The 20,536-nt window shown below is 46.6% G+C and carries 20 protein-coding genes; 12 read left to right on the top strand and 8 right to left on the bottom strand.

The annotated features are described in order from the left end of the window. Window positions 1-19: 19 nt before the first annotated feature. Together PQQ36_RS00470 and PQQ36_RS00465 are read left to right on the top strand one after the other, a co-directional pair. Window positions 20-1,174 carry an aminotransferase-like domain-containing protein gene (locus PQQ36_RS00470; RefSeq protein ID WP_072604405.1) on the top strand — a complete coding sequence of 385 codons (1,155 nt, stop codon included), beginning with the start codon at window positions 20-22 and terminating at the stop codon, window positions 1,172-1,174. A 55-nt stretch (window positions 1,175-1,229) separates the two neighbouring features. Continuing rightward, window positions 1,230-1,955: a lipoate--protein ligase family protein gene (locus tag PQQ36_RS00465; RefSeq protein ID WP_130250375.1), complete on the top strand. Its 726-nt coding sequence runs from the start codon at window positions 1,230-1,232 to the stop codon at window positions 1,953-1,955. Between the two features lie 35 nt (window positions 1,956-1,990). On the opposite strand, the gene PQQ36_RS00460 is transcribed toward PQQ36_RS00465, so the two are convergent. Then, on the bottom strand, window positions 1,991-2,893 hold the full coding sequence (locus tag PQQ36_RS00460; protein ID WP_045619732.1) for a methyl-accepting chemotaxis protein: 903 nt from the start codon (window positions 2,891-2,893) through the stop codon (window positions 1,991-1,993). 4 nt (window positions 2,894-2,897) lie between these two features. Next, a complete protein-coding gene (nrtS, locus tag PQQ36_RS00455; RefSeq protein ID WP_045619734.1) occupies window positions 2,898-3,170 on the bottom strand; it encodes a nitrate/nitrite transporter NrtS in 273 nt (90 codons plus the stop codon). Between the two features lie 113 nt (window positions 3,171-3,283). Between nrtS and PQQ36_RS00450 the strand changes: the two genes are divergently transcribed. Further along, window positions 3,284-4,210 (top strand): AraC family transcriptional regulator, encoded by a 927-nt coding sequence (locus tag PQQ36_RS00450; RefSeq protein ID WP_188010694.1) that lies wholly within the window; start codon window positions 3,284-3,286, stop codon window positions 4,208-4,210. A gap of 2 nt (window positions 4,211-4,212) precedes the next feature. Here the strand turns inward: PQQ36_RS00450 and yjjG are convergent, their stop codons facing one another. Continuing rightward, window positions 4,213-4,887 (bottom strand): pyrimidine 5'-nucleotidase, encoded by a 675-nt coding sequence (gene yjjG / locus PQQ36_RS00445; RefSeq protein WP_130192378.1) that lies wholly within the window; start codon window positions 4,885-4,887, stop codon window positions 4,213-4,215. A gap of 125 nt (window positions 4,888-5,012) precedes the next feature. On the opposite strand from yjjG, the gene PQQ36_RS00440 reads away from it, so the two are divergent. From PQQ36_RS00440 to PQQ36_RS00430, 3 genes are read left to right on the top strand one after another with little or no spacing between them, the layout of a single operon-like run. Then, window positions 5,013-5,936, top strand: coding sequence for a LysR family transcriptional regulator (locus tag PQQ36_RS00440; RefSeq protein ID WP_101957792.1), 924 nt, complete (start codon window positions 5,013-5,015; stop codon window positions 5,934-5,936). A gap of 52 nt (window positions 5,937-5,988) precedes the next feature. Then, on the top strand, window positions 5,989-6,303 hold the full coding sequence (locus PQQ36_RS00435) for a hypothetical protein (RefSeq protein WP_101957793.1): 315 nt from the start codon (window positions 5,989-5,991) through the stop codon (window positions 6,301-6,303). 44 nt (window positions 6,304-6,347) lie between these two features. Beyond that, window positions 6,348-7,034, top strand: a complete 687-nt coding sequence (locus tag PQQ36_RS00430) for a helix-turn-helix transcriptional regulator (RefSeq protein WP_101957794.1) — start codon at window positions 6,348-6,350, stop codon at window positions 7,032-7,034. A gap of 57 nt (window positions 7,035-7,091) precedes the next feature. Here the strand turns inward: PQQ36_RS00430 and PQQ36_RS00425 are convergent, their stop codons facing one another. Together PQQ36_RS00425 and PQQ36_RS00420 are read right to left on the bottom strand one after the other, a co-directional pair. Beyond that, a complete protein-coding gene (locus PQQ36_RS00425; RefSeq protein ID WP_015727642.1) occupies window positions 7,092-7,640 on the bottom strand; it encodes a sugar O-acetyltransferase in 549 nt (182 codons plus the stop codon). Between the two features lie 123 nt (window positions 7,641-7,763). Continuing rightward, the gene (locus PQQ36_RS00420) at window positions 7,764-8,162 is read right to left on the bottom strand and encodes an OsmC family protein (protein ID WP_044024029.1); all 399 of its coding nucleotides are present in this window, start codon (window positions 8,160-8,162) and stop codon (window positions 7,764-7,766) included. 147 nt (window positions 8,163-8,309) lie between these two features. Here PQQ36_RS00420 and msrB point away from each other — a divergent pair, with 147 nt between their 5' ends. Both msrB and PQQ36_RS00410 read left to right on the top strand, forming a co-directional pair. Then, entirely contained in the window at window positions 8,310-9,452 is a 1,143-nt protein-coding gene (gene msrB / locus PQQ36_RS00415) for a peptide-methionine (R)-S-oxide reductase MsrB (RefSeq protein ID WP_011082490.1), read from the top strand. A 409-nt stretch (window positions 9,453-9,861) separates the two neighbouring features. Continuing rightward, a complete protein-coding gene (locus tag PQQ36_RS00410) occupies window positions 9,862-10,878 on the top strand; it encodes a GGDEF domain-containing protein (RefSeq protein WP_040110599.1) in 1,017 nt (338 codons plus the stop codon). Window positions 10,879-11,037: 159 nt separating this feature from the next. On the opposite strand, the gene PQQ36_RS00405 is transcribed toward PQQ36_RS00410, so the two are convergent. Then, window positions 11,038-11,610 (bottom strand): malate synthase, encoded by a 573-nt coding sequence (locus tag PQQ36_RS00405; RefSeq protein WP_015727639.1) that lies wholly within the window; start codon window positions 11,608-11,610, stop codon window positions 11,038-11,040. A 182-nt stretch (window positions 11,611-11,792) separates the two neighbouring features. On the opposite strand from PQQ36_RS00405, the gene PQQ36_RS00400 reads away from it, so the two are divergent. Next, a complete protein-coding gene (locus PQQ36_RS00400) occupies window positions 11,793-13,316 on the top strand; it encodes a DUF3612 domain-containing protein (protein ID WP_011082487.1) in 1,524 nt (507 codons plus the stop codon). 440 nt (window positions 13,317-13,756) lie between these two features. Beyond that, a complete protein-coding gene (locus PQQ36_RS00395; protein ID WP_011082486.1) occupies window positions 13,757-15,751 on the top strand; it encodes a methyl-accepting chemotaxis protein in 1,995 nt (664 codons plus the stop codon). 124 nt (window positions 15,752-15,875) lie between these two features. On the opposite strand, the gene PQQ36_RS00390 is transcribed toward PQQ36_RS00395, so the two are convergent. Next, complete coding sequence (locus PQQ36_RS00390) at window positions 15,876-17,255, bottom strand: diguanylate cyclase (RefSeq protein WP_011082485.1); 1,380 nt, start codon at window positions 17,253-17,255, stop codon at window positions 15,876-15,878. A 142-nt stretch (window positions 17,256-17,397) separates the two neighbouring features. Here PQQ36_RS00390 and PQQ36_RS00385 point away from each other — a divergent pair, with 142 nt between their 5' ends. Beyond that, window positions 17,398-18,009 carry an alpha-ketoglutarate-dependent dioxygenase AlkB family protein gene (locus PQQ36_RS00385; protein ID WP_045619746.1) on the top strand — a complete coding sequence of 204 codons (612 nt, stop codon included), beginning with the start codon at window positions 17,398-17,400 and terminating at the stop codon, window positions 18,007-18,009. A gap of 70 nt (window positions 18,010-18,079) precedes the next feature. After that, entirely contained in the window at window positions 18,080-19,177 is a 1,098-nt protein-coding gene (locus PQQ36_RS00380) for a DUF3541 domain-containing protein (protein WP_060533483.1), read from the top strand. A 110-nt stretch (window positions 19,178-19,287) separates the two neighbouring features. On the opposite strand, the gene PQQ36_RS00375 is transcribed toward PQQ36_RS00380, so the two are convergent. Next, complete coding sequence (locus tag PQQ36_RS00375) at window positions 19,288-20,496, bottom strand: NupC/NupG family nucleoside CNT transporter (protein ID WP_015727633.1); 1,209 nt, start codon at window positions 20,494-20,496, stop codon at window positions 19,288-19,290. Window positions 20,497-20,536: the final 40 nt, after the last annotated feature.

The raw sequence follows: 20,536 nt of genomic DNA, 5'->3' as shown, positions 1-20,536 counted from the left end.
AAGACAGACAGGAAACACAATGGAAATCGCTCGTTCGTTACAACAAATTCAATCGTCCTATATTCGCGAAATCCTCGCTGCTGCGAGCGATCCTAGTGTCATTTCTCTTGCGGGTGGTTTGCCTGATGAGCAGACTTTTCCGATCGAGTTAATGAAACCGACGTTGGAAAAACTCTCGGAAATGCCGCAAGTATTCCAATACGGTGCCACGGCGGGTTACGCCCCGCTGCTTAACTTTCTAAAAACCTACATGTCGCTGCCTGAAACGCACATGGCAATGGCGTGTACCGGTTCACAGCAAGGGCTCGACCTCATCGCTCGCGCTTATATTAACCCGGGCGACACCGTGGTGATGGAAGCGCCAAGCTATCTTGGTGCGATGCAAGTGTTTGGCCTTGTTAGTGCCAACATTGCCACGGTTTCTCAAACCGAAGCGGGGCCCAATCTTGACGAACTTGAAGCGTGTTTTAAGCAACATTCGCCAAAAATGTTCTACGCCGTACCTGATTTTCACAACCCAACGGGCGTGTGTTGGTCACTCGAAACGCGCAAACAGGTCGCCAAACTGTGTATCGAACACAAAGTGGCATTCATTGAAGATGCGCCATACCGTGAGCTTCGCTTCCAAGGTGAAGCACTGCCGCTGGTTTCCGATTTCTGCCCGCAAGATTCGATTGTGCTACGTTCGTTTTCAAAGATCGCCTCCCCAGGTCTACGCATTGGTATCGTGACAGGCAAAGTCAGCTACCTAGAACCGTTGATCAAAGTAAAACAAGGGGCCGACCTTCATTCCAGCGTGCCGATGCAAGCATTACTGCTTGGTTTGCTTGAGCATGAAAAATTCCCAGAGCATATGGAAAAAATCCGCACGCTTTACCAATCTCGCTACCAAGTGTTGGCAGAGGCGCTGCAAAAGCAGTTGCCTGAAAACTGCCAGTTGAAATCGGTCGATGGCGGCATGTTTGTGTGGGTAACGCTACCAGAATGCGATACGTTCGCACTGGCTAAATCACTGCTCGGCAATGGTGTTGCGGTGGTCCCTAGCCCGGTGTTTTACCCTGCTGGACAAAAAGCGCAAGCCGCGCTGCGTCTCAACTTCACCAATGCCACGCCAGAACAGTTGAAAGAAGCCGTGACGCGATTGGCGGAAGGTCTTAAACTGGCCTTGGTTTAAGAACAGAAAGATCGAGACTAAACCGCCTACGGGCGGTTTTTTCATCGTCGTCGTAATGGGTGTGAGGAACATTGTGGCTACAAAAAACCGATTAATTCGCTATCTCAGTATCGATGCAGAAACGCTGTTCCAGCGGGAAGAGGCATTGATCAAGCAGGTACAGGCTGGTGAACTCGATCAAGTGCTGTTGCTCTGGCAAGTAAAGCACCCCACGCTTGTGCTGCCCGCGGGTAATAAATGGCCACAAACCGAACATTTGCGCGCTGAATTGGCTAAGCTTGGCTGGAAACTGACGGCACGAAAAACCGGTGGAGCGCCCGTGCCACAGGTGCCGGGCATTATTAACCTCTCGCACCTTTACCACTGGCCGCAAGATCAAGCCTATGACATCCGCTCAGCCTATCTGAAGCTGTGTGATACTCTGCGCGGCTTTTTTCAGCAATATGGCTTAGAGGCTGATGTTCATGCCACACCGGGTTCTTATTGTGATGGTGACTACAATCTCAACATTGCTGGGCAAAAAATTGTGGGTACTGCGCAACGTGTGCTGCTGAAAAAATCAGGAGGACAAATCATCCTTGCTCAAGCGTGTTTATTGATCGATGCCGATATGGCCGAGATAGTCAAACCCGTTCAATTGTGTAATCAACTGAGCAATCATAACGCGGAGATCCTTGCCGATGTACATACGCCGTTGTATCAACACATTGAGCAAAGACCGTCGATTGACCGCTTGTTTCAATCCTTATCGGATGCGTTTGTCAAACAAGTGAAATCCTGAGAGATGGAGTGCGCGTCCCTGCGCCGTTGGGGAAATTATTTTACGTCAATCAGTGCTTGAGTAATTTGCTTCGCCAGTTCATGGTTAGAACCCGACAAAGATAACGCCGTTCTGGTGTCTTCAACCAAACGATGCATATTACTTTGAATCGTATGTGAATCTGATAGCTGCTTTTGCACACTCTCAATCACATTCGCCACCGAGCGTTGGCTTTCGCCAGACATCAGCACCAAGCTTTCCATATCGCTAACGGTTTTTTCTGCAATTTCTGCACTGTAGTGGATGACTTGCTCCACTTCCTTCTGCTTTTCCATCACCTGAGCAGAAATATCCATGATGGATTTCATCTCAAAGCTAATGCTGTCGGCAGATTCCGTTGCTGTGTTAGCCAAAGAGCGTACTTCGTCTGCCACCACCGCAAAGCCTCGTCCATGCTCACCAGCGCGTGCTGCCTCAATCGCCGCATTCAGTGCCAACAAGTTGGTTTGTGCTGCAATACCTTTGATGGAGTCCACCAATTTGCCGATATTTTGGTTGTTTTGCTCTAACGAATTCAACAATTTGGTAAATTCACAAATCTGCACTTTCGAATCATGAATTTGCTCCATAACACTATGCAACTTCAAAATGGCGTGTGACGCAGTGTCTGCCGTTTGCGTTGCCGAGCGATAAGAATCTGCCGACAAACGTTCAATATCGTTAGATTGCTCAATGAAATACCCCACCAGCTCTGAGCTTTCCGTAATAGAAGTCATGCGATTGGCAGACGCCTTATTCACATTGCTCGCGTTGGTGACAATTTGCTGCGCATAAGCCAAGGGATTATCTTGGACAAACTGCTGATAGCGTGCTTCGGTTGCTTCTAATTCTGCTAGTCGTGAGCGATCAATAATGATCTGGTCTTGCTCTAATTTCTTTTGGAATAGTCTAAATTTCATTCAGTTACGCACTCTTTCGCATGGACAATGTTGCACTCACGCTGGCTTGGGTAGAAACACAAAATGGCACCATATAAGTCAGCAAAATTTTTAGTACGCGCTCACTTTCGACCTGACCCGCAAACAATGCATCACCGTGATTGATCATCATTAATACCGTACCGACAATCGCCGCCACCTTGATGGAGCGTTTCAAAATTGAAGGGGTTTTCGCGGTCGAGATAAAGTCACTCAACGTTGTTTTTCTGCTTGTCGATTTCAATTCTGAAGTTGGCATGGCAAAGGTCAGCTCCCTGTTGTTTTATCGCGTTTTAATTTGTGTGATTGCCTTGGAGTTACCACCAGCAAATGCAGGAATAATTCGTTTTAACGGGGTTAACAGTAAAGGAATTGTTCTGTACGATGAATGCTTTCTCGTCCACAAATTATGCTCAGGAGTACAATTTGGAGCCCTTTTCTCATTTAATTCAACATATGCGGTTGGACGTTGAGGTGTATCACAATGCCCAAGTGTGTGGAAACTGGGTAATAAACAAAGACGAAGCCACCCACACCAGTTTCCATATGGTGACCAAAGGCGACTGTCGTTTAGATGTTCCTGACGTAATGCAACAAACCTTGAACACGGGTGACTTGGTCATTTTCCCCAAAGAGCTCAACCATAGCCTCGCCCCCATTACGCCATTGAGTGGCGAGCAGCAGCATCTCAGCTATGCGCAATGCCAAGATCCAAACGCCACCGGATTATTGTGCGCTAAAGTCGAGTTTCAACACATTGGCATTCATGGCATTTTGCAAGCCTTGCCTTGTGTTTTCGTCATCAAAGCAGAAGAAAGTGAAAAATGGCTGACACCAATCATGTCGATGATTCTTGCTGAAAGTTACCAAGACGGGACTGGGTCGGATGTGATCATCGGCAGGCTTGCCGAACTGCTGTTTATCAACGCGTTAAGGGCTTACTTGTACTCGCACCCCGAACAAGTAGGGCTGCTCTCTTTGTACGCCCACCCCAAGCTGCGTCATGTCATTTCTGCGGTTCATCAACAGCCACAGCATGACTGGACATTGGAATCTCTCGCCAAGCACTGCGCTATGTCGCGCAGCGCACTCGCGAACACGTTTCGTCAGATCAGTGGTTCAACGGTCATCGAGTATTTGACCTGGTGGCGCATGCAGCTTGCATGGAGCCAAATTAAGGCTGGAGACAGCATAGCTTTAGTCGCCGAATCGGTGGGTTATCGCTCGGAAGCGGCGTTTTCAAGGGCCTTTAAGAAAGCGTTTCTTATTAGCCCCGGAAAAGCTCGGAAAGAAGCTTGATCTTACGCTTGAAGAATGGCTTTCAGCTCTGACAGTGATGTCACGGTGTAGTGAGGAGCAATCTTTACATCAGGCTGACTACCTGGGTGTTGCAACCAACAGGTTTCAATACCAAAATTCAGCCCGCCGAGAATGTCAGAGTGAAGGTTGTCGCCCACCATCAGAATTTTGCTTTTGCATGGTAATCCAGCCACTTGCAGCGCGTGGTCAAAAATGGCGAAATCCGGTTTGGCAACGCCCACCTGTTCAGAGATCACCACTTTGTCGAAATAGGCGCTCATTCCGGTGCGCTCTAAACGTACTGCCTGCAATTCAGTAAAACCATTGGTGATGATGCCCATCTTCACTTTGCCGTGCAGTGCTTCCATTAGTTCTCGCGCACCTGGCAGCAAAGTACAAATATCGGCCATGGCATCGAGAAACGCAGAGTTAAGCTCTAAAGTCGTGGTGTCGAGTCTTTTCGCCCAATCAGCAAAACGTCGATGCTTGATCTCTTCTGCGGTGATCTTGCCATCTTGGTAGTCTACCCAAAGTGGCTTGTTGACGGTTTGATACTCTTGAAAGTCCTCTTGCGTGAAATCCACCCCTTTACGGGCAAACATCAATTGCATGCCTTTAAAGGCATCAAAGTGAAAAAGGGTTTCGTCTGCATCAAACCAGATCCATTCGTATTTCATTGTTTTACTTCCACAACCAACTCATTTTTCGCTAGTTTAGATTGTTTTTTTATTTAAGATAATCACCAGAAAGAGAAAAACATTGTATCCTTAGTGGCAACAATTTCATTTTCATCACGAGCCCTATGCATAGCCAATTCTCCGATTTGCCGATTTTTGTCTCGGTTGTTGAATGCGGTAGCTTTTCCTCTGCTGCCAAACAGCTCCATTTAACCAAATCCGCCGTTAGTAAACGCATCAATCATCTCGAAGATAAACTCGGTAGCCGCTTGTTGAATCGTACCACTCGAAAGCTGAGCTTAACGGAGGCGGGAGAACGTTACTACGAGTACGCGGCGCAAGCACTCAATCTGGCCAGACAAGGGGTTGATGCCGTTACCGAACTGCAAGGTGAACCACGAGGAAGACTTAAAATCACCGCCCCGATGACTTTTGGTGTGCTTCATGTTGCCCCGCTGATCAGTGAATTTTTGAGCCGTTATCCTAAGGTCGAAGTCGATTTGCAGTTGGAAGATCAGATGGTCGACCTCGTGGCTGGCCGCTTCGATCTCGGCATTCGTATTGGTCACCTCCCTGATTCAAACCTTATCGCAAAGCGTCTAGCGCCATGCCGTACCGTGTTGTGTGCCTCGCCAGACTATGTTTCTCGCATGGGTTCACCGAGCAAACCTGACGATCTCGCTCAGCACAATTGCTTGCGCTACAGCTATTTTCGCGGTGGTAACGAGTGGCTTTTTCTCAATCAAGGTAACGAATATAAAGTTCTGCCTAAGGGCAATTTTATCGTCAACAACAGTGAAGCCATCCGAAGAGCACTGCTTGCCGGCATTGGCATTGCGCAAATGCCGACATTTATCATCGGCAAGGAGTTACGTGACAGAAAACTCGTCAACCTCATGCCAGAGTATCAGTTGCCACAACATTTTCTCTACGCTGTTTTTCCAGAACGCAAACACATGCCATTGAAAGTTAGGATGTTTATCGACTTCCTCAACGAAAACCTGGGCAGTGATGCACCGTACTGGGATTCGGCTACTGACACGTTCTGACAACGATGAGAGGTAATGTGAGTTCGACTATCACACAACAGGAGAATCTCTCATGGAACAAGTTATCGAGTTAGTAAGCTACACGTTAGTGGAAGGGGCAACAGAGCAGGACATCGTTACAGCGACAAAACAAAGCCATCGGTTTATCGCTACTCTGCCCGGTTTTCTTTATCGCTCGCTAAGTCACGACAGCACCACGAATCGTTGGACAGACATTGTTTACTGGCAAACAATGGACGATGCCAAGAATGCTGGTGAACAGTTTATGGCTTGCCCTGATTGCCAACCATTGATGGGGTTGATCGAACAGCCATCATTAGTGATGCAGCATCAGTTGATCAAAATGAGTTCATGCAGCACTCAGTAATCGACAAGCATCACTTAACCCAGTTTGTTTAATTTAGGAACACCATGAGTAAATCGGAACGACTATTTGAACTGCTCACCCTATTACGCTCAAAGCGTTACGCAGTCACCGCCAAGCAACTTGCCGAAACAATGGAAGTGAGCGAGCGGACGATTTATCGTGACATTCAATCACTGATTCACTCTGGTGTTCCCATTCAAGGAGAAGCGGGCGTTGGCTACTTACTCCAAAGTGGTTCTCACCTGCCACCGCTGATGTTTACTGGAAAAGAGATGATGGCACTGGAACTTGGTATGCGAATGGTGCGAGCTTGGTCAGATGCAGAATTGGCCGACGCGTCGCGCTCCGCTTCCATCAAAATTCTTTCGGTCCTGCCGGATAAACTCAAACAGCAAGTGGAAGATTTTCCTCTCATTGTGCCAGAGTTTCATACCCATTCCGAAACCGCAAAGCGCGGACAACTGCTGCGACACGCGATTGAACATCACTTTAAAGTCAGCCTCGATTATCAAGATGAAAACGGCCAAATCACTGAACGTAAAATCCAACCTCTTGGCCAGTTCTTTTGGGGCAAGGTTTGGACGCTGGTCGCCTGGTGCGAACTTCGCCAAGATTACCGTCAGTTTCGCCTCGACCGAATCCAAGCGCTGCGTATGCACGATGAAGAGTTTGAGACAACCGCAAGCAAATCGCTCAAGCACTATCTAGCGCAATACGAGCCAAAGGATTGATAGCGAACAAACAGCCTGAGCGTTTTTCGCATCAAGGGTGTCGATAACGTGTTCGCGCTACTTGTCTAACCGTCGAATCAGTTTCGCTGGGGTGCCCCCATACAAACAGTCTGGCGGGACATCATGATTGACGACCGAATTTGCAGCGATGACGGAACGAGCTCCAATGGTGACCCCCTGATTGATAACGCAATTTCCACCAATCCAAACATCATCTTCTACGACAATCGGTTTGCAGAAGGTTTCCCACTGGCGTCGGCTTCGGTAATCAAGGGAATGAGAAGCGGTATAAAACTGGCAACTCGGGCCAATTAACACGTGACTGCCGATCGTAATGTGCGCCCCATCCAACATCACAACATTCATGTTGATGAACGTTTCCTCACCAATAGAGATGGTTTTGCCAAATTCACACATAAATGGTGGCTGGATATAACTGTTGCCCATGCTGGCAAAGAGCTGTTTTTGCAGTGTGATGCGTTGTTCTGTTTCCGTTGCTGCGTTGATCTCTTTCAATAACACCGCAGCACGATTGCGAATCGCATCAATTTCCGCATCCGCGCCATCAAAGATTTGCCCGGAATTCATTTTTTCAAATTCAGTCATCGGATACACCTCATCCTAAGTGACGAAAAATACTCATCCATCCTAACCAGAAGTCAAAAATAAAAAAGAGAAAAGCCTTCACTTTTCTCTTCCGCTTTAACGAGTTATTTGGGTCGTTTGGATTTAAACGATTTCCCAGCTGTGCGTCATTTCGACACCGGCACCGAGCATCAAGCACACAGAACAATATTTTTCGAGAGAATCCGCCGTCACTTTTGCCACGATCGCTTCATCAAGTTGTTCACCCGAAACGACGAAATGGATGTTCACTGCGGTAAAAATACGTGGGGCGGTTTCGCGACGTTCAGTGGTCAGTTTTGCGTTCACAGAACTCACTTTTTGACCTGCCGTCTTCAGACCGTCTACCACATCAACAGAGCTACAACCGCCCGCGGCCATTAGCACCATTTCCATAGGGCTTGGCGCCGTTGCACCACCATTTCCGTCCATAACAACGGAATGTCCTGACTGCGAGGTACCCAAAAATTTAAAATCTTCTACCCACTTAACTTCTGCTTGCATGGTTTCTATTCTCAACATTGACCATTAGTGGCTCTACTCTAGCCAGCTAAAACCGGATAGCAACGGAAAATTGCATTTCTAGGAAATTTTTTTGTCCTTTGGCCTTTCTTGTTACGTATGTTCTCAATAAATTCCATTGAGGTAGTAATGAAAAAACTCAGCAAATTACTCATTTCCGCAGCCATTGCGCTGCCACTTATGTTCACTCTGCTCGCCAAAGTCGGCGTTGCCGATACCATGGACAAAACCGCACCAAACTTGGCATCCTTGCCAGTAGCAACGTTAGCTGGTGGTTGTTTCTGGTGTACTGAATCAGACCTTGAAAAACTGAATGGGGTGTATGATGTGGTGTCTGGTTATTCGGGTGGCGAGATGGCGAATCCGACTTATCGACAAGTCTCCTCGGGTAAAACGGGTCACATTGAAGTAATTCAATTCCGCTACGATCCCAACGTTGTCAGCTATGAAGCGGTGTTAGATTACTTCCTACGCCATATTGACCCTACCGACGATAAAGGCTCATTTGTCGATCGAGGTCCACAATATCGCCCCGCTATTTTTTATCATACTGCCGAGCAAAAACAGATTGCGGAGCGGTTTCTTAAAGAAGTCGATGAGGCGAAGATCTACCCAAAACCAATTAAAACGGAATTGATTGAGTACACAGCGTTTTATCCCGCGGAGCAATACCATCAGGACTACTACAAAAAAAGTAGCTTGAAATACAAGTATTACCGCCACGCCTCTGGTCGTGACCAGTATCTCGATAAAGTCTTTGGTGATGATCGCATTGAGCAACCCAAAACACTGCGTCAGTTGATTGATGAGAAGGCACTGACGAAAAACGCCAAAACCTACTCGCGCCCATCAGACAAAGAGATCAAAGCACAACTAACAGATTTACAATATTACGTCACACAGAAAGAAGGCACTGAAAGACCCTTTAACAACGAATATTGGGATAACAAAGAGGCGGGTATCTATGTTGATATTGTCTCTGGTGAGCCACTCTTTTCTTCAACGGACAAGTATAAATCCGGTACAGGTTGGCCAAGTTTTACCAAACCGATTAGCTCGGCTTACATTGTCACCAAAACCGACTACAAACTGCTTTACCCACGCACAGAAGTGCGAAGCAAGTTTGCGGATTCGCACTTAGGCCATGTCTTTGACGATGGACCCGCACCAACCGGATTGCGTTATTGTATGAATTCAGCGGCCATGAAATTCATTCCTGTGGCTCAAATGGAGAAAATGGGTTACGGCGAGTATTTAACCCTGTTCCAATAACAAGGTCGGTTTTCTGTTTATTCTCCAATGAGGGGCACATTTTGTGTCCCTCATTTTCTTTTCAATTCGTCTCATACCTACAAACTGTGATTTCAAACTGGATTTTACAAATTATCTGGTTTAAGGTTCCATCCATTGCAATTCACTCTGTTGCACATTTATTCCCCCAAAATTTGTTCCGCGAGAGGTAAGGCAGTTGTTTCAACACCATCTTTCTCACTTCCCTGCGGAACACTTCCCTTTCAAATTACAATTCAATAGATCGCATACCAGTCATTAAAGATATTGATTGCTGCATGGTTTTTTTTAATAATTCCTGCTCAAAAATGATAAAAATTAAAGCACTACAATCATTGTTCCGCTACTCTTAGCTATATGATTGTTAGCTCTCGTTAAAAGCATAATTAGAATGACAAGCGACGACTTTAAGAAATCCACCGCTAATTTGAAAAAAGCGGTACCTTTGATGATTAAGAATCACGTAGCTGCCACACCCGCAAACTATGCCCTTTGGTATACCTACGTGGACAACACCATTCCTCAACTCAACCAGGAAATGGATACCGTTTTAGAAAACTACGGTATCTGCCCACCCGCGACTAACGAGCAGCTCTACAACAACTACGTAGCAAGCAAAGCGGAAACCAGCATGAAGGACCTGAGAAGCAACATTGAAGTGTTGTTGCTCGAGGTTGCGAGCTCCATGACGGATACCATCGCGGACACTTCCTCTTTTTCGACCCTCGTTGATAAAAATTTCAGCAAGTTAGAGAAAGTCGAAGATGAAGGCTTGAGCATTGAAGAAGTGATGGGCGTTATACGTGAACTGGTGACAGAGTCACGCGAGATCCGCCACTCCACCCGTTTCCTCACTAGCCAACTCAATAACGCGAGCAACGAAATCTCTCGCTTGAAAGAGCAGTTAGCGGAAGTGCAAAGAGACGCTCTCTTTGATGGACTATCCACGCTTTACAATCGCCGCGCGTTCGATAGTGATCTCAAGGCACTCGTGAATGCCCAGCAAAATCTAAGCCTTATCTTGCTCGACATCGATCATTTTAAAACCTTCAACGACAACTATGGCCACCTGTTTGGCGATTCGGTGATTCGCGCGATTGCCAAACGACTGCAAACAAGTTGCCGTGAAGGCATTGCAGCGTATCGATTTGGCGGAGAAGAGTTTGCGTTGATTGTGCCTAATAAATCTCTGCGCATTGCTCGTCAATACGCTGAGTCACTTCGCCGCACTATCGAAAAACTGAAAGTCAAAGATAAACGCTCTGGCCAGCAAGTGGAAAACATCAGTGCTTCATTTGGTGTTGCCGAGTTGAAGCCAGACGAAACTTCAGAATCGTTGATCGAACGTGCAGACAAACTGCTTTATGAAGCGAAGCAACTTGGTCGTAACCGAGTGATGCCACTGTAAAGACGGCAAGAAAAGCAGCGAGAAGACTTCGAGTCCCCGCAGAAAGGCATACTGCATGCTGAGCGCTCAAAAGCGATAACGGCCAACAAACAACGTCAACACAAACAACAAAGCCCCGAGAATAAACAGAGATGCTCGGGGCTTGAGTTGTGTGTTTATTTAGATGCTATAGCAGTAACTCAGTACATAATCTTCACCACTTTTCGCGGTATATTCTTTATCTTCACTGCTTGCCATTGGCTTACCATTCACATCGCCTTTCACTAGACTGATCCAATGACGCATTGCCGTTGGTGCATCACCCGTTAATTCAGGGCTAAAGGTCGTGCGCGTTTCCAATTGAATATCATCGATATCAACAAGTTCCACACTTCCTGTGCCTTTGTGGCAACCCAGCATCACTTCAATGTGGCTGCCTGATTCATCGCGTAGCAAGATAGAGCAAGGATCTTCCTTCTCACCGGTGAAAGCGACAAAATGTTTTGGAGCTTGAAGGCCACTGTGGGAACCATCTGCAAAATATGCCATCAGGTGGCGATAATCGATCACATAGCTGGTTACGTCTTGATGTGAGCCAGATTCTAGCGGAAACATTCTGTCGAGAAGCTGTTTCGCTTTTTGTTGTTTTTCATCTTGCTGATTAGAATTTACCGCTTCGACGGCAAATACAGCTTCAGCGATAAATGGGCGTTGTTGTTGGTTTTCATTTTTATCGAATGTCAGCATATTCATCGTCTTGTCCTCTTGGATAACACACAACAATTTTGTTTTAGAGCACATACTTCAAACTTACGTTTTAGTTGCAAGCAAATTTGTGAAGTTGAAGGTTCTTTTCCTTGCTCTCTTAGTATGTAGACTAGCGAATTTTTTACTACAATTTCACAACAAAAATTTTACAGTGTGAATTTTACAAAATGTCTGTGTCAAAAAGCTTGATTCGCCAATCGCATTTTCTGGGGACAAAAATTAGAAATTTGCGGAAAAATAACCACTTAACAATGGAAGACCTTTCTGCGCGCTGTATCCGTATTAACCCTGAATACGCGCCTTCGGTTTCCTACCTATCTATGATCGAACGGGGAAAACGCGTTCCAAGCATCGATATGCTAGAAGTTATTGCTGAAGTTTTTCAAAAAGATCCCGCTTGGTTTCTCGACGATGAACCCGAGCTAGAAGCGATTACCCCCAACAAAGGCAATCGTGGTGGCTTAAATGGGATGGCGTTAGAGCCCAGCTTTCTTTTCTCCAACGACATTTTACAAATCGCCATTCCCGAAATGCTGTCACAAACGGGCATTACAGGACGACAATTTGCCCACTTATTGATCCGTGCTCACCAAGAAGCTAACCAAAACCATTTCCCAGATTTGGAAAGAGCCGCGGAAGAGGTTGGCAAGAAACGCCTCAATTTATCGGCAGAAGACCTTATCGACATTGCGAAAAGCCTTGGCTTGGACATCCGTTGGATCAATCGCACGCCGAAAGATGTGGTGGACGAACTTGGCGTTAACGCCAAACAACTCGTCACCTCTTTTATGGAGCCACCGGGCACTATCTACCTCAACAATCTGATGAAAGAGTACCCAACCCGCTTGAAATACGACTTGGCGGTGTACATTGGTCATCGAATTTTGCACAGCTCAGACAACGTGAAAAACGTGCTTTCCATTGGTCACCAAAATAACTGGGATCAGAATGACGATTTTAACCCGACCTCTGAGCTCAATTCACAAGACATTCTGCAAGCTTGGCGAGATTTTGAATCCAGTTTTTTTGCTGGTGCACTCCTTTGTCCTAAAGTGCCTTTCCGCCAATTGCTTGATCGCTCAGGTTACGAAATCGATGTGCATCAGAAAGCGGGCGTGTCACCTTCTGTCGCCATGCGACGTATGACGGTGGTGTCACCCTATCCTCACTGGCACTATTTTGATGCTTATGGCCCGGGCAAGTTAAAAGCGGTTTATCGTGGCAATGGCATCCCTCTGCCTTGGGGAAACATGCGAACGGTTAACGATCCATGCCAGCATTGGGCGGTATTTCGCCGCCTATCTGAACCACGTAATGGCAGTTCTGCACAACTTTCCATCTTAAACGTGGGCAATGAGCCAAGGCTATATTGCTGTGAATCCATTAACGTGATGGACCCTGCAGGCAATAACCGGGTGTTGTGCGCCGGCATCGACCTTAACCCTGCGATTAATGCCCAAGGTGGCGATGCACTCGAGATTGCGGAAGAACTGAAACGCCTATGTGTCAAACAAGGCGGAAGTGCTGAGATTCCTTTCCACATGCGAAAAGACCTCAAGACCATCGCAAAAATATTGAACATCAAATGGATTGAACGAGGAATCGAAGCCCCTGCTCGTCTTATTTGTTCTCGTGGCGCTGTCTGTCCAAGGCAGCCAAGCTGTTATGCCAAATGTTCTGAAGAGGAATAAAAAAAGGCCAAACACAATCAGGTGTTTGGCCGTATATATGTGTGAACAAGTCATTATTCACTAACAACGTCAGTTGGCTAGGTGACCCTCGGCTTAATAAGGGTCACCTTAACTAAAGCAGAATACGTGCCAAGTTTAATATGGGCATAAAATCACGAATTCCGTATCAAATCGACGTATTTATACACACAAAATTGCATATTGCATTTGCATAATGCAACCGCAGACCAATATGCTAACAATTTCATTATCAATAACGCATTATTCTCTGTGGTTACGTTTTAAACGCTTGATATAAATCCGATTAAAATTTGTGTGATTCACTCAACGTTATCTCACTTTACCATCCATCATGCGCGTGATCTCACTCTATACTTGTTTAGAAATTCTTAATATAAGCGTGTCGTACGTCGCAGATTCGTATGACTTTGAGAGGTTTTATGCATTCGCTTTTACGTCGGTTCCAACTCTATATCATCGTGAGTATTGTGGCTGGAGTTCCTTTACTGATTTCCATTTTCTTAGCTGGCAATACCATCCTTGATTTCAATCGTCAGGCTAAGATGTCAGAAGTGGACAGAGAAGCTATTCAGATGGTGATCTTGTTTGACAACCTAGCCCATAATTTAGCGGTAGAACGGGGACTCACCGCTGGTGTGTTAGGCAGCAAAGGCAATCCAGACCAAGTCGCCGCCTTAGGGCAGCAAAGAGGAAAAGCAGACCAAGCGATCGCCGCGTTGCGCAGCTACAAACCCGAGTTGCTAAATAGTACCTTCGTCAATATGTTGGTCAGCGACATCACTCAGCAACTAAGCCAACTGAACAACGTCCGAGCCGGAGTCGACAAACTTGCACCAACCATTGCGCCATTCGGTTATTACTCCAACCTCAATCAACTGGCGATCGATAACAGCCGCTTAATGCTGTCACAAGTGGGTAACTACCAGCTTGGTGCACTTGGCGAATCTCTTGTATCGATCATCATAATGAAGGAGCGAGCAGGTCAGGTACGCGGCGCACTTAACGGTGTGTTTGCACGCGGCCAAGCAACCCCGGTTCTGTATGCCAATATCCAAGGCTACATCAGCTCCGGTGACTATGCGAAGCGCAGCGCGATGCTTGAGCTTCCCCCACAATTCAAGCAACAGCTGCAAAACCAAGAGCGCAACCAAGTTTGGCAGCAAGTGGAAAGCATCCAAAAGAGCTTCCTGTCTCAATCTGAGCAGCTCGATGCCATCAACGGTCCAACGTCACAAGAATGGTTTAAACTCGCAACAGAACGCATTACCTTGATTAACCAAGTCCGCAATCTGTTACAAGGTGAAATGAACACCCTTTCAGAACAACGCGCGGCCAGCGCCATCATGACCCGTAATGTTCTCACCATCGGCGCCGCTGTGCTTTCTTTCCTGTTTGCGTGGATCGTTATCGCGACCGTCACCAACTTGAGAAGCCGCGTTGGCTCCTTAACAAACAAGTTGTCTGAGATGGCTAAACGTTGCGATCTCTCCGTCGATCTTGACCAAACGGGCCGTGACGAAATTGCCTCTATTGCGGCGAGCATTAACCAACTTAACCACGCGATTCGTCATTTGATTCAAGATGTCAAAGAGACCAATGATCACAGCACAGAACGTCTAAACCAAATCATCGCAACTTCCGGAGAACTCGACTCAAGCGGCCAAGAAACCATCGCAAAATGTGACAATATCGCCACCGCAATGACCGAACTGTCTCAATCCAGTGTTGAAATTGCCCACTCAGCCGAGCGTGCAACCGAAGACACAGACAATATGAACCAGCAAGTATTGGAGTGCCAAAGCCAAAGTACACTTTCATTTAATTCGGTAAAAAGCTTGCTAGCGCAAATCGACGCCACGCAGCATTGCATGCATGAGTTAGAAAGCGATACACAAAGCATTGGGCAAATCGTCGCGACCATCAACGCCGTATCCGAACAAACCAACCTCTTGGCGCTCAATGCTGCGATTGAAGCCGCCCGAGCAGGAGAACATGGCCGTGGTTTCGCGGTTGTCTCATCTGAAGTCAGAGATCTTGCTCAACGTAGCCAAGAAGCAACAGAGAGCATCAGTAAACTGCTGGATAAAATTCGTGACAACACCAAATCTGCGGTGGATAACATGGCGAAGAGCAAACAGGCCAGTGATGAAACTTTCCATTCTGTCGATGTCGTGAAACAGAGTGTCGAAAAGCTGGAATCGGCTATCGAGCAGGTCAATCAACACATCAGTAGTATTGCCAACGCCACCATTGAGCAGTCTAAAGCCAGTGAGGCGATCGACAAAGATGTCGATGTTTTGGCCGATATTGCACATCGCACCGGTAGCCATGCGAACAACCTCAACGAAATCGTCAACGGTTACCAAGCAGAAGTACATCGAGTCCAAGGTAAACTTCACGAATTTAAACTCTAGCCTTCCAAGGCAAACACAGCACCGCTGTACAAAAATAACAAAGGCCCTGTTGGGCCTTTGTTGTTTCTTTTTGTTAGCAACACGAATGGTGTGCTTTGGGCGACGCTTAATGCTCATCCTCACGCTAGCCAATGGCGGCAAAACGCATTTTGTTGGCTTTCTTCTCGTTATACATACGTTGGTCGGCTTGTTTGAGCATCTCTTCAGAATCTTTCATCTCATGGTGGAACAAGCAGTAACCAATGCTGATGTGCAAATAGATCAACTCACCTTCATACACAATGGGCATAGAGCAAAGCGCCGCTTTGAGTTTATTGAGCAAGATTTCCATGTCTTTTTCATGCGTCATTCTTGCAGAGAGTACCAAAAACTCATCACCACCAATGCGTGCTACTAAGTCGGTCGAGCGCAAAGTGCTCTTCAACCTTTCGGCACAAGCAATCAGTACTTTGTCGCCAGCTGCATGCCCATGAGTATCATTGATCTGTTTAAAGCGGTCGAGATCGAGGTTAATGACGGCAAAGGTATCATCACGGCCTTGTTTCTTGGCGTGTTCAAAATGGTGCTCTAGGGAATACATAAAGTAACGTCGGTTCGGCAACCCCGTCAGCTCATCATGCAAAGAGCGGCTATGTGCCATCGTATAGAGACGATAAATGGCGAGAAACACCAGACAAAGCAATAATGCGGTGGGGTAACCAATCAAACGCACAATTTGTGTTTGATACCAAGGCATTAACGCGGCATAGCGCCCATCATCGGCCACGGCCAACACCCACCCTCCGTAAGGAAAGCTCACACGCTCTTTGACAAATGCATCGTTGAACGTCGCTTCATCACCGTAAATCATCGCTCCTTTCTCGGCTTCACTATCCAAACCTTTTATCGCGACTCGGTATTGATAAGCAAAACTGGCAAATCCGACGTCCATCAATAGCGAATCAAAATTCAGTACGGCACTGCACACACCCCAGTATTGTGAATTAAGCGGGGGATCGCTAAAGATAGGCACACGAGCCACCAGCGCCTTGCCTCCTTGAACTAACTCCATCGGGCCAGCAATAAAAATTTCTTCAATGGTTTTCGCTTTAACGATCGATTCCCACTGTGCTGGTTCTTTTTTGTAGTCCAGTCCTAGAACACCCTCATTTCCGACCCATGGATAGACATAATTCACCACGTCATCTCTGGCGAGGCCTATAACGCGTAAATGTTTCCCTTTACGCAGAATTTTCTCAGAAGCTTGGTCAAGTGCTTGCTTGTTGCTATTTGGATGAAGAGAAATGAGCGTTGCTAGGCTGCTTACGATGTAGATGTCCGACACAATCGCCGCTTCCAACTTCGAACGAATGGTGGATAGCTGATCTTTTGCTTCTCGCTGGAAATACTCTTGGCGCACTTTTTTCTGCTCATGATGGAGCAGTTCGACAATGCCGACGGAAAGAGTGATGAACAGGAGAAACAATAAGTTAACACTCCATCGCTTTCCAAACGTATACTTCATTCAATCCCCAGATCAACGCCTACAACGTAGGACAAGAAAATAATAAATCGTTATTATTGTTAAAAAAGTTAATATACGTATAAGAATAAACCAATCTTGTATTTATAGGTAAGCAATATTTCGTCTCTTTTCAGGTAAGTGTATGTCATCTTCGCTGTTTTTGTTTGATTCACCCGATTGGCTGACCATAACCGATGGCCAGTTGCTGTGGTGGCCGACATTTCTTTCTCAAGATCAAGCCGAAACATACTTTACTCAGTTAAAGCATGAACTTCCGTGGGAGCAGAAAGCCATTCAAATGTTTGGCCGCCAAGTCCTACAACCTCGCCTTCAAGCATGGTGTGGTGACGCGGCTTACACTTATTCAGGCTTGACCATGCAACCTCTGCCTTGGACACCCACGTTACTCGATCTAAAAGCGCGTTGCGAGAATGCCTCCGGCCATTTATTCAACTCGGTATTGGCGAACCTCTACCGCAATGGACAAGACTCTATGGGCTGGCATCAGGATGATGAACCAGAACTGGGCCGCAATCCCGTCATCGCCTCCGTCAATTTGGGAGAAAGCCGTCGCTTCGTTCTGCAACACCTCATTACCAAAGAGAAAATCGAGTTCGAACTGACCAGCGGCTCGTTGTTGATCATGGCAGGCAGCACTCAGCATTATTGGCGACATTGTGTACCCAAAACCGCTAAAACCAAATCGGAGCGGATAAATCTCACCTTTCGCCAGATAATTCCTACCGCCATTTGACCTGACGCTTACATAAACAGCGGCAATAACTGATACCTTTCGATTTATCATCTTGATATGGGACTCAGTCATGAATATCGCCACACGGATACTAGTTACCCTGCTCTCTCTAGGCATCGGCATCTCTGCCTTTGCCAGTGAAGAAAGCAGCAAACCCACTTACCAACAATCAGCCTCACTGATTAAAAGCACTTACGAGCAGCAACTCTATACCTTGTCACCGTTTAAAGAAGGTCATTATGGATTGCGTATGTATCGCCAAACGCTCGACCCCAAATATTCCGCTGCCGTTTGGAGTGATATGGCGAGAGTCGCAAGCCGCTTAAATCGCTTTGCTGCTGAAGTGTATACGCCCGAGCAAATCATTCTTTATTCTGAAAAGCGTATTGCAAGCTATCTTGATGATACTGATGAACGAAGTGTACGCCGCTATACCGCGACAAAACACATGCCTGAGTATCTGTATCTTGGTGTGGATCTGCTTGGCTCGATGGCTCGTGCCAACGAATATGGTTTAGAGCACAAACAAGACGCCAGGTTACGTGAAGTGATCCGCCGCTACGACTTTAAAAAATACGCCACCAATCCGGAAATGATTGAAGCGTGGGCGGCTCAGCTGGCCAATCAAGTTTATTGGCTTAAACAGCTTGGAGAGCAAGACGTCGTGCAAGCGTTTATTGATGCCTTCCGCCAAACCTATCCGGATGCAAAAGATAAGCAGCTCAATGGCCAACAATACGGCAACAAGCTCTACGGAATGACCCATATTATCTTCGCTGATTCAGAGTACTATCAGCATCAAGTGGATGAGAAGCAGCATCAATGGATCTTTGACTATTTCCGTGAACACATTGACACCATATTAATTCGAGCCAAAGAAGACATCATCGCAGAAGTCGGGATCAGCTTTTTGCTCGCAGGATTAGAAGATGATCCGGTTGTGGAAAAAACACGCCAAGCCATTCAAGCTTCAATCGACCCTGAACGCGGTATGATCCCTTCAGTATCCGGTGATTTTGAGTTAGAGTCAGGCGAACACCGTAACGTGCTAGCCATTATGTTGCTCGATTGGCAGCGCGTGAATGAAGCCCCCACCCTGCAACACAACCCGAAAGTCTTTTCCTCAATGCCTTACGGTTTGATTGCCGATAAGCCAGCTCAACCCTAATCTTTGTAAATCTAGCGCATAAAAAAATGCCCTGTTCTCACAGGGCATTTTTATTCTCATTTAGCATTTCTTCTCGCTAGCAAAGAAGAAGTCTGCTGAGGCTGTCTGAATTATAGGGAGATAAAAATCCCAGCTAAACATGCACTCATTAGGTTGGCTAATGTACCAGCAGCAACCGCTTTAAGGCCCATGTTTGCTACGTCACTGCGACGCTCTGGTGCCATCACACCGATGGAGCCCAACTGAATCGCAATCGAACCAATGTTAGCAAAACCACACAAAGCAAACGTGATGATCACTTGGCTGTGCTCTGACAACAACGCTTTGTGTTCCACAAAGTCAATGAACGCCACAAACTCATTCATCACAATCTTCTGGCCAATGTAAGAACCCGCTGCGAGCACTTCATTTGAAGGGATACCGATCAACCACGCCAATGGAGAGAATAGGTAGCCAAAAATCGCTTGCAACGTGACGCCAGTGAAACCAAATAGCTCGCCCAAGTTTTCTAAACCCGTGTTTACCATGGCAATAACACTGACAAACGCAATCAGCATAGTGCCCACCGCAACAGCCACTTTCATGCCGCCCATCGCACCACTTGCCAGTGCGTCAATCACGTTGCTTTGGTCAGATTTATCGAGTTCAATGTTGGTATAGTCGCTTGGCGTTGCACGCTCAGGCACGATGATTTTTGCCATCAACAAGCTGCCTGGTGCCGCCATAAAACTCGCTGCAATCAAATATTTCAGCTCAACACCTAAACCAGCATAGCCACCGAGTACACTACCCGCAACCGATGCCATACCGCCTGCCATCACCGCAAACAGTTCTGAACGTGTCATGCTCGAGAGGAAAGGACGAATCAGCAATGGCGACTCACCTTGAGAAAGGAAGATATTGCCCGTTGCAACAAGAGACTCGGCTTTGCTGGTACCCAAGAATTTCTGGATGCCACCACCAATAACTTGAATCACTTTTTGCATGATACCCAAGTAATACAGGGCAGAGATAAGAGCACTAAAGAAGATGATGATAGGAAGAACGCGAACGGCAAAGATGAAGCCAGAAGAAGCCAAATCACCAAACAAGAAAGCGATCCCTTCATCGGCGAAACCCAGTAATCCTGAAACCGCATTACTTAGCCCAGCTAGCGCTGCTTGCCCCCAAGGAAAGTAGAGAACCAGAGCTGCAAATCCCACTTGCAGCAGCAACGCTCTAAATACCGTTTTCCAGTTAATTGAACGTCGGCTTTCCGACAACAAAAACGCGCAACCGATCAGTGCTGCGACACCTAATAGACTCAACAAAATATTCATGAGTAACGACCTACTTAAAAATTAAAAATGAAAGAGGAGC

Source organism: Vibrio sp. CCUG 15886 (genome assembly GCF_028570825.1).
GTDB lineage: Bacteria > Pseudomonadota > Gammaproteobacteria > Enterobacterales > Vibrionaceae > Vibrio > Vibrio vulnificus_B.
Note: the sequence above shows the minus strand (reverse complement) of the source record. Positions and strands in the feature narration are given on the sequence as shown.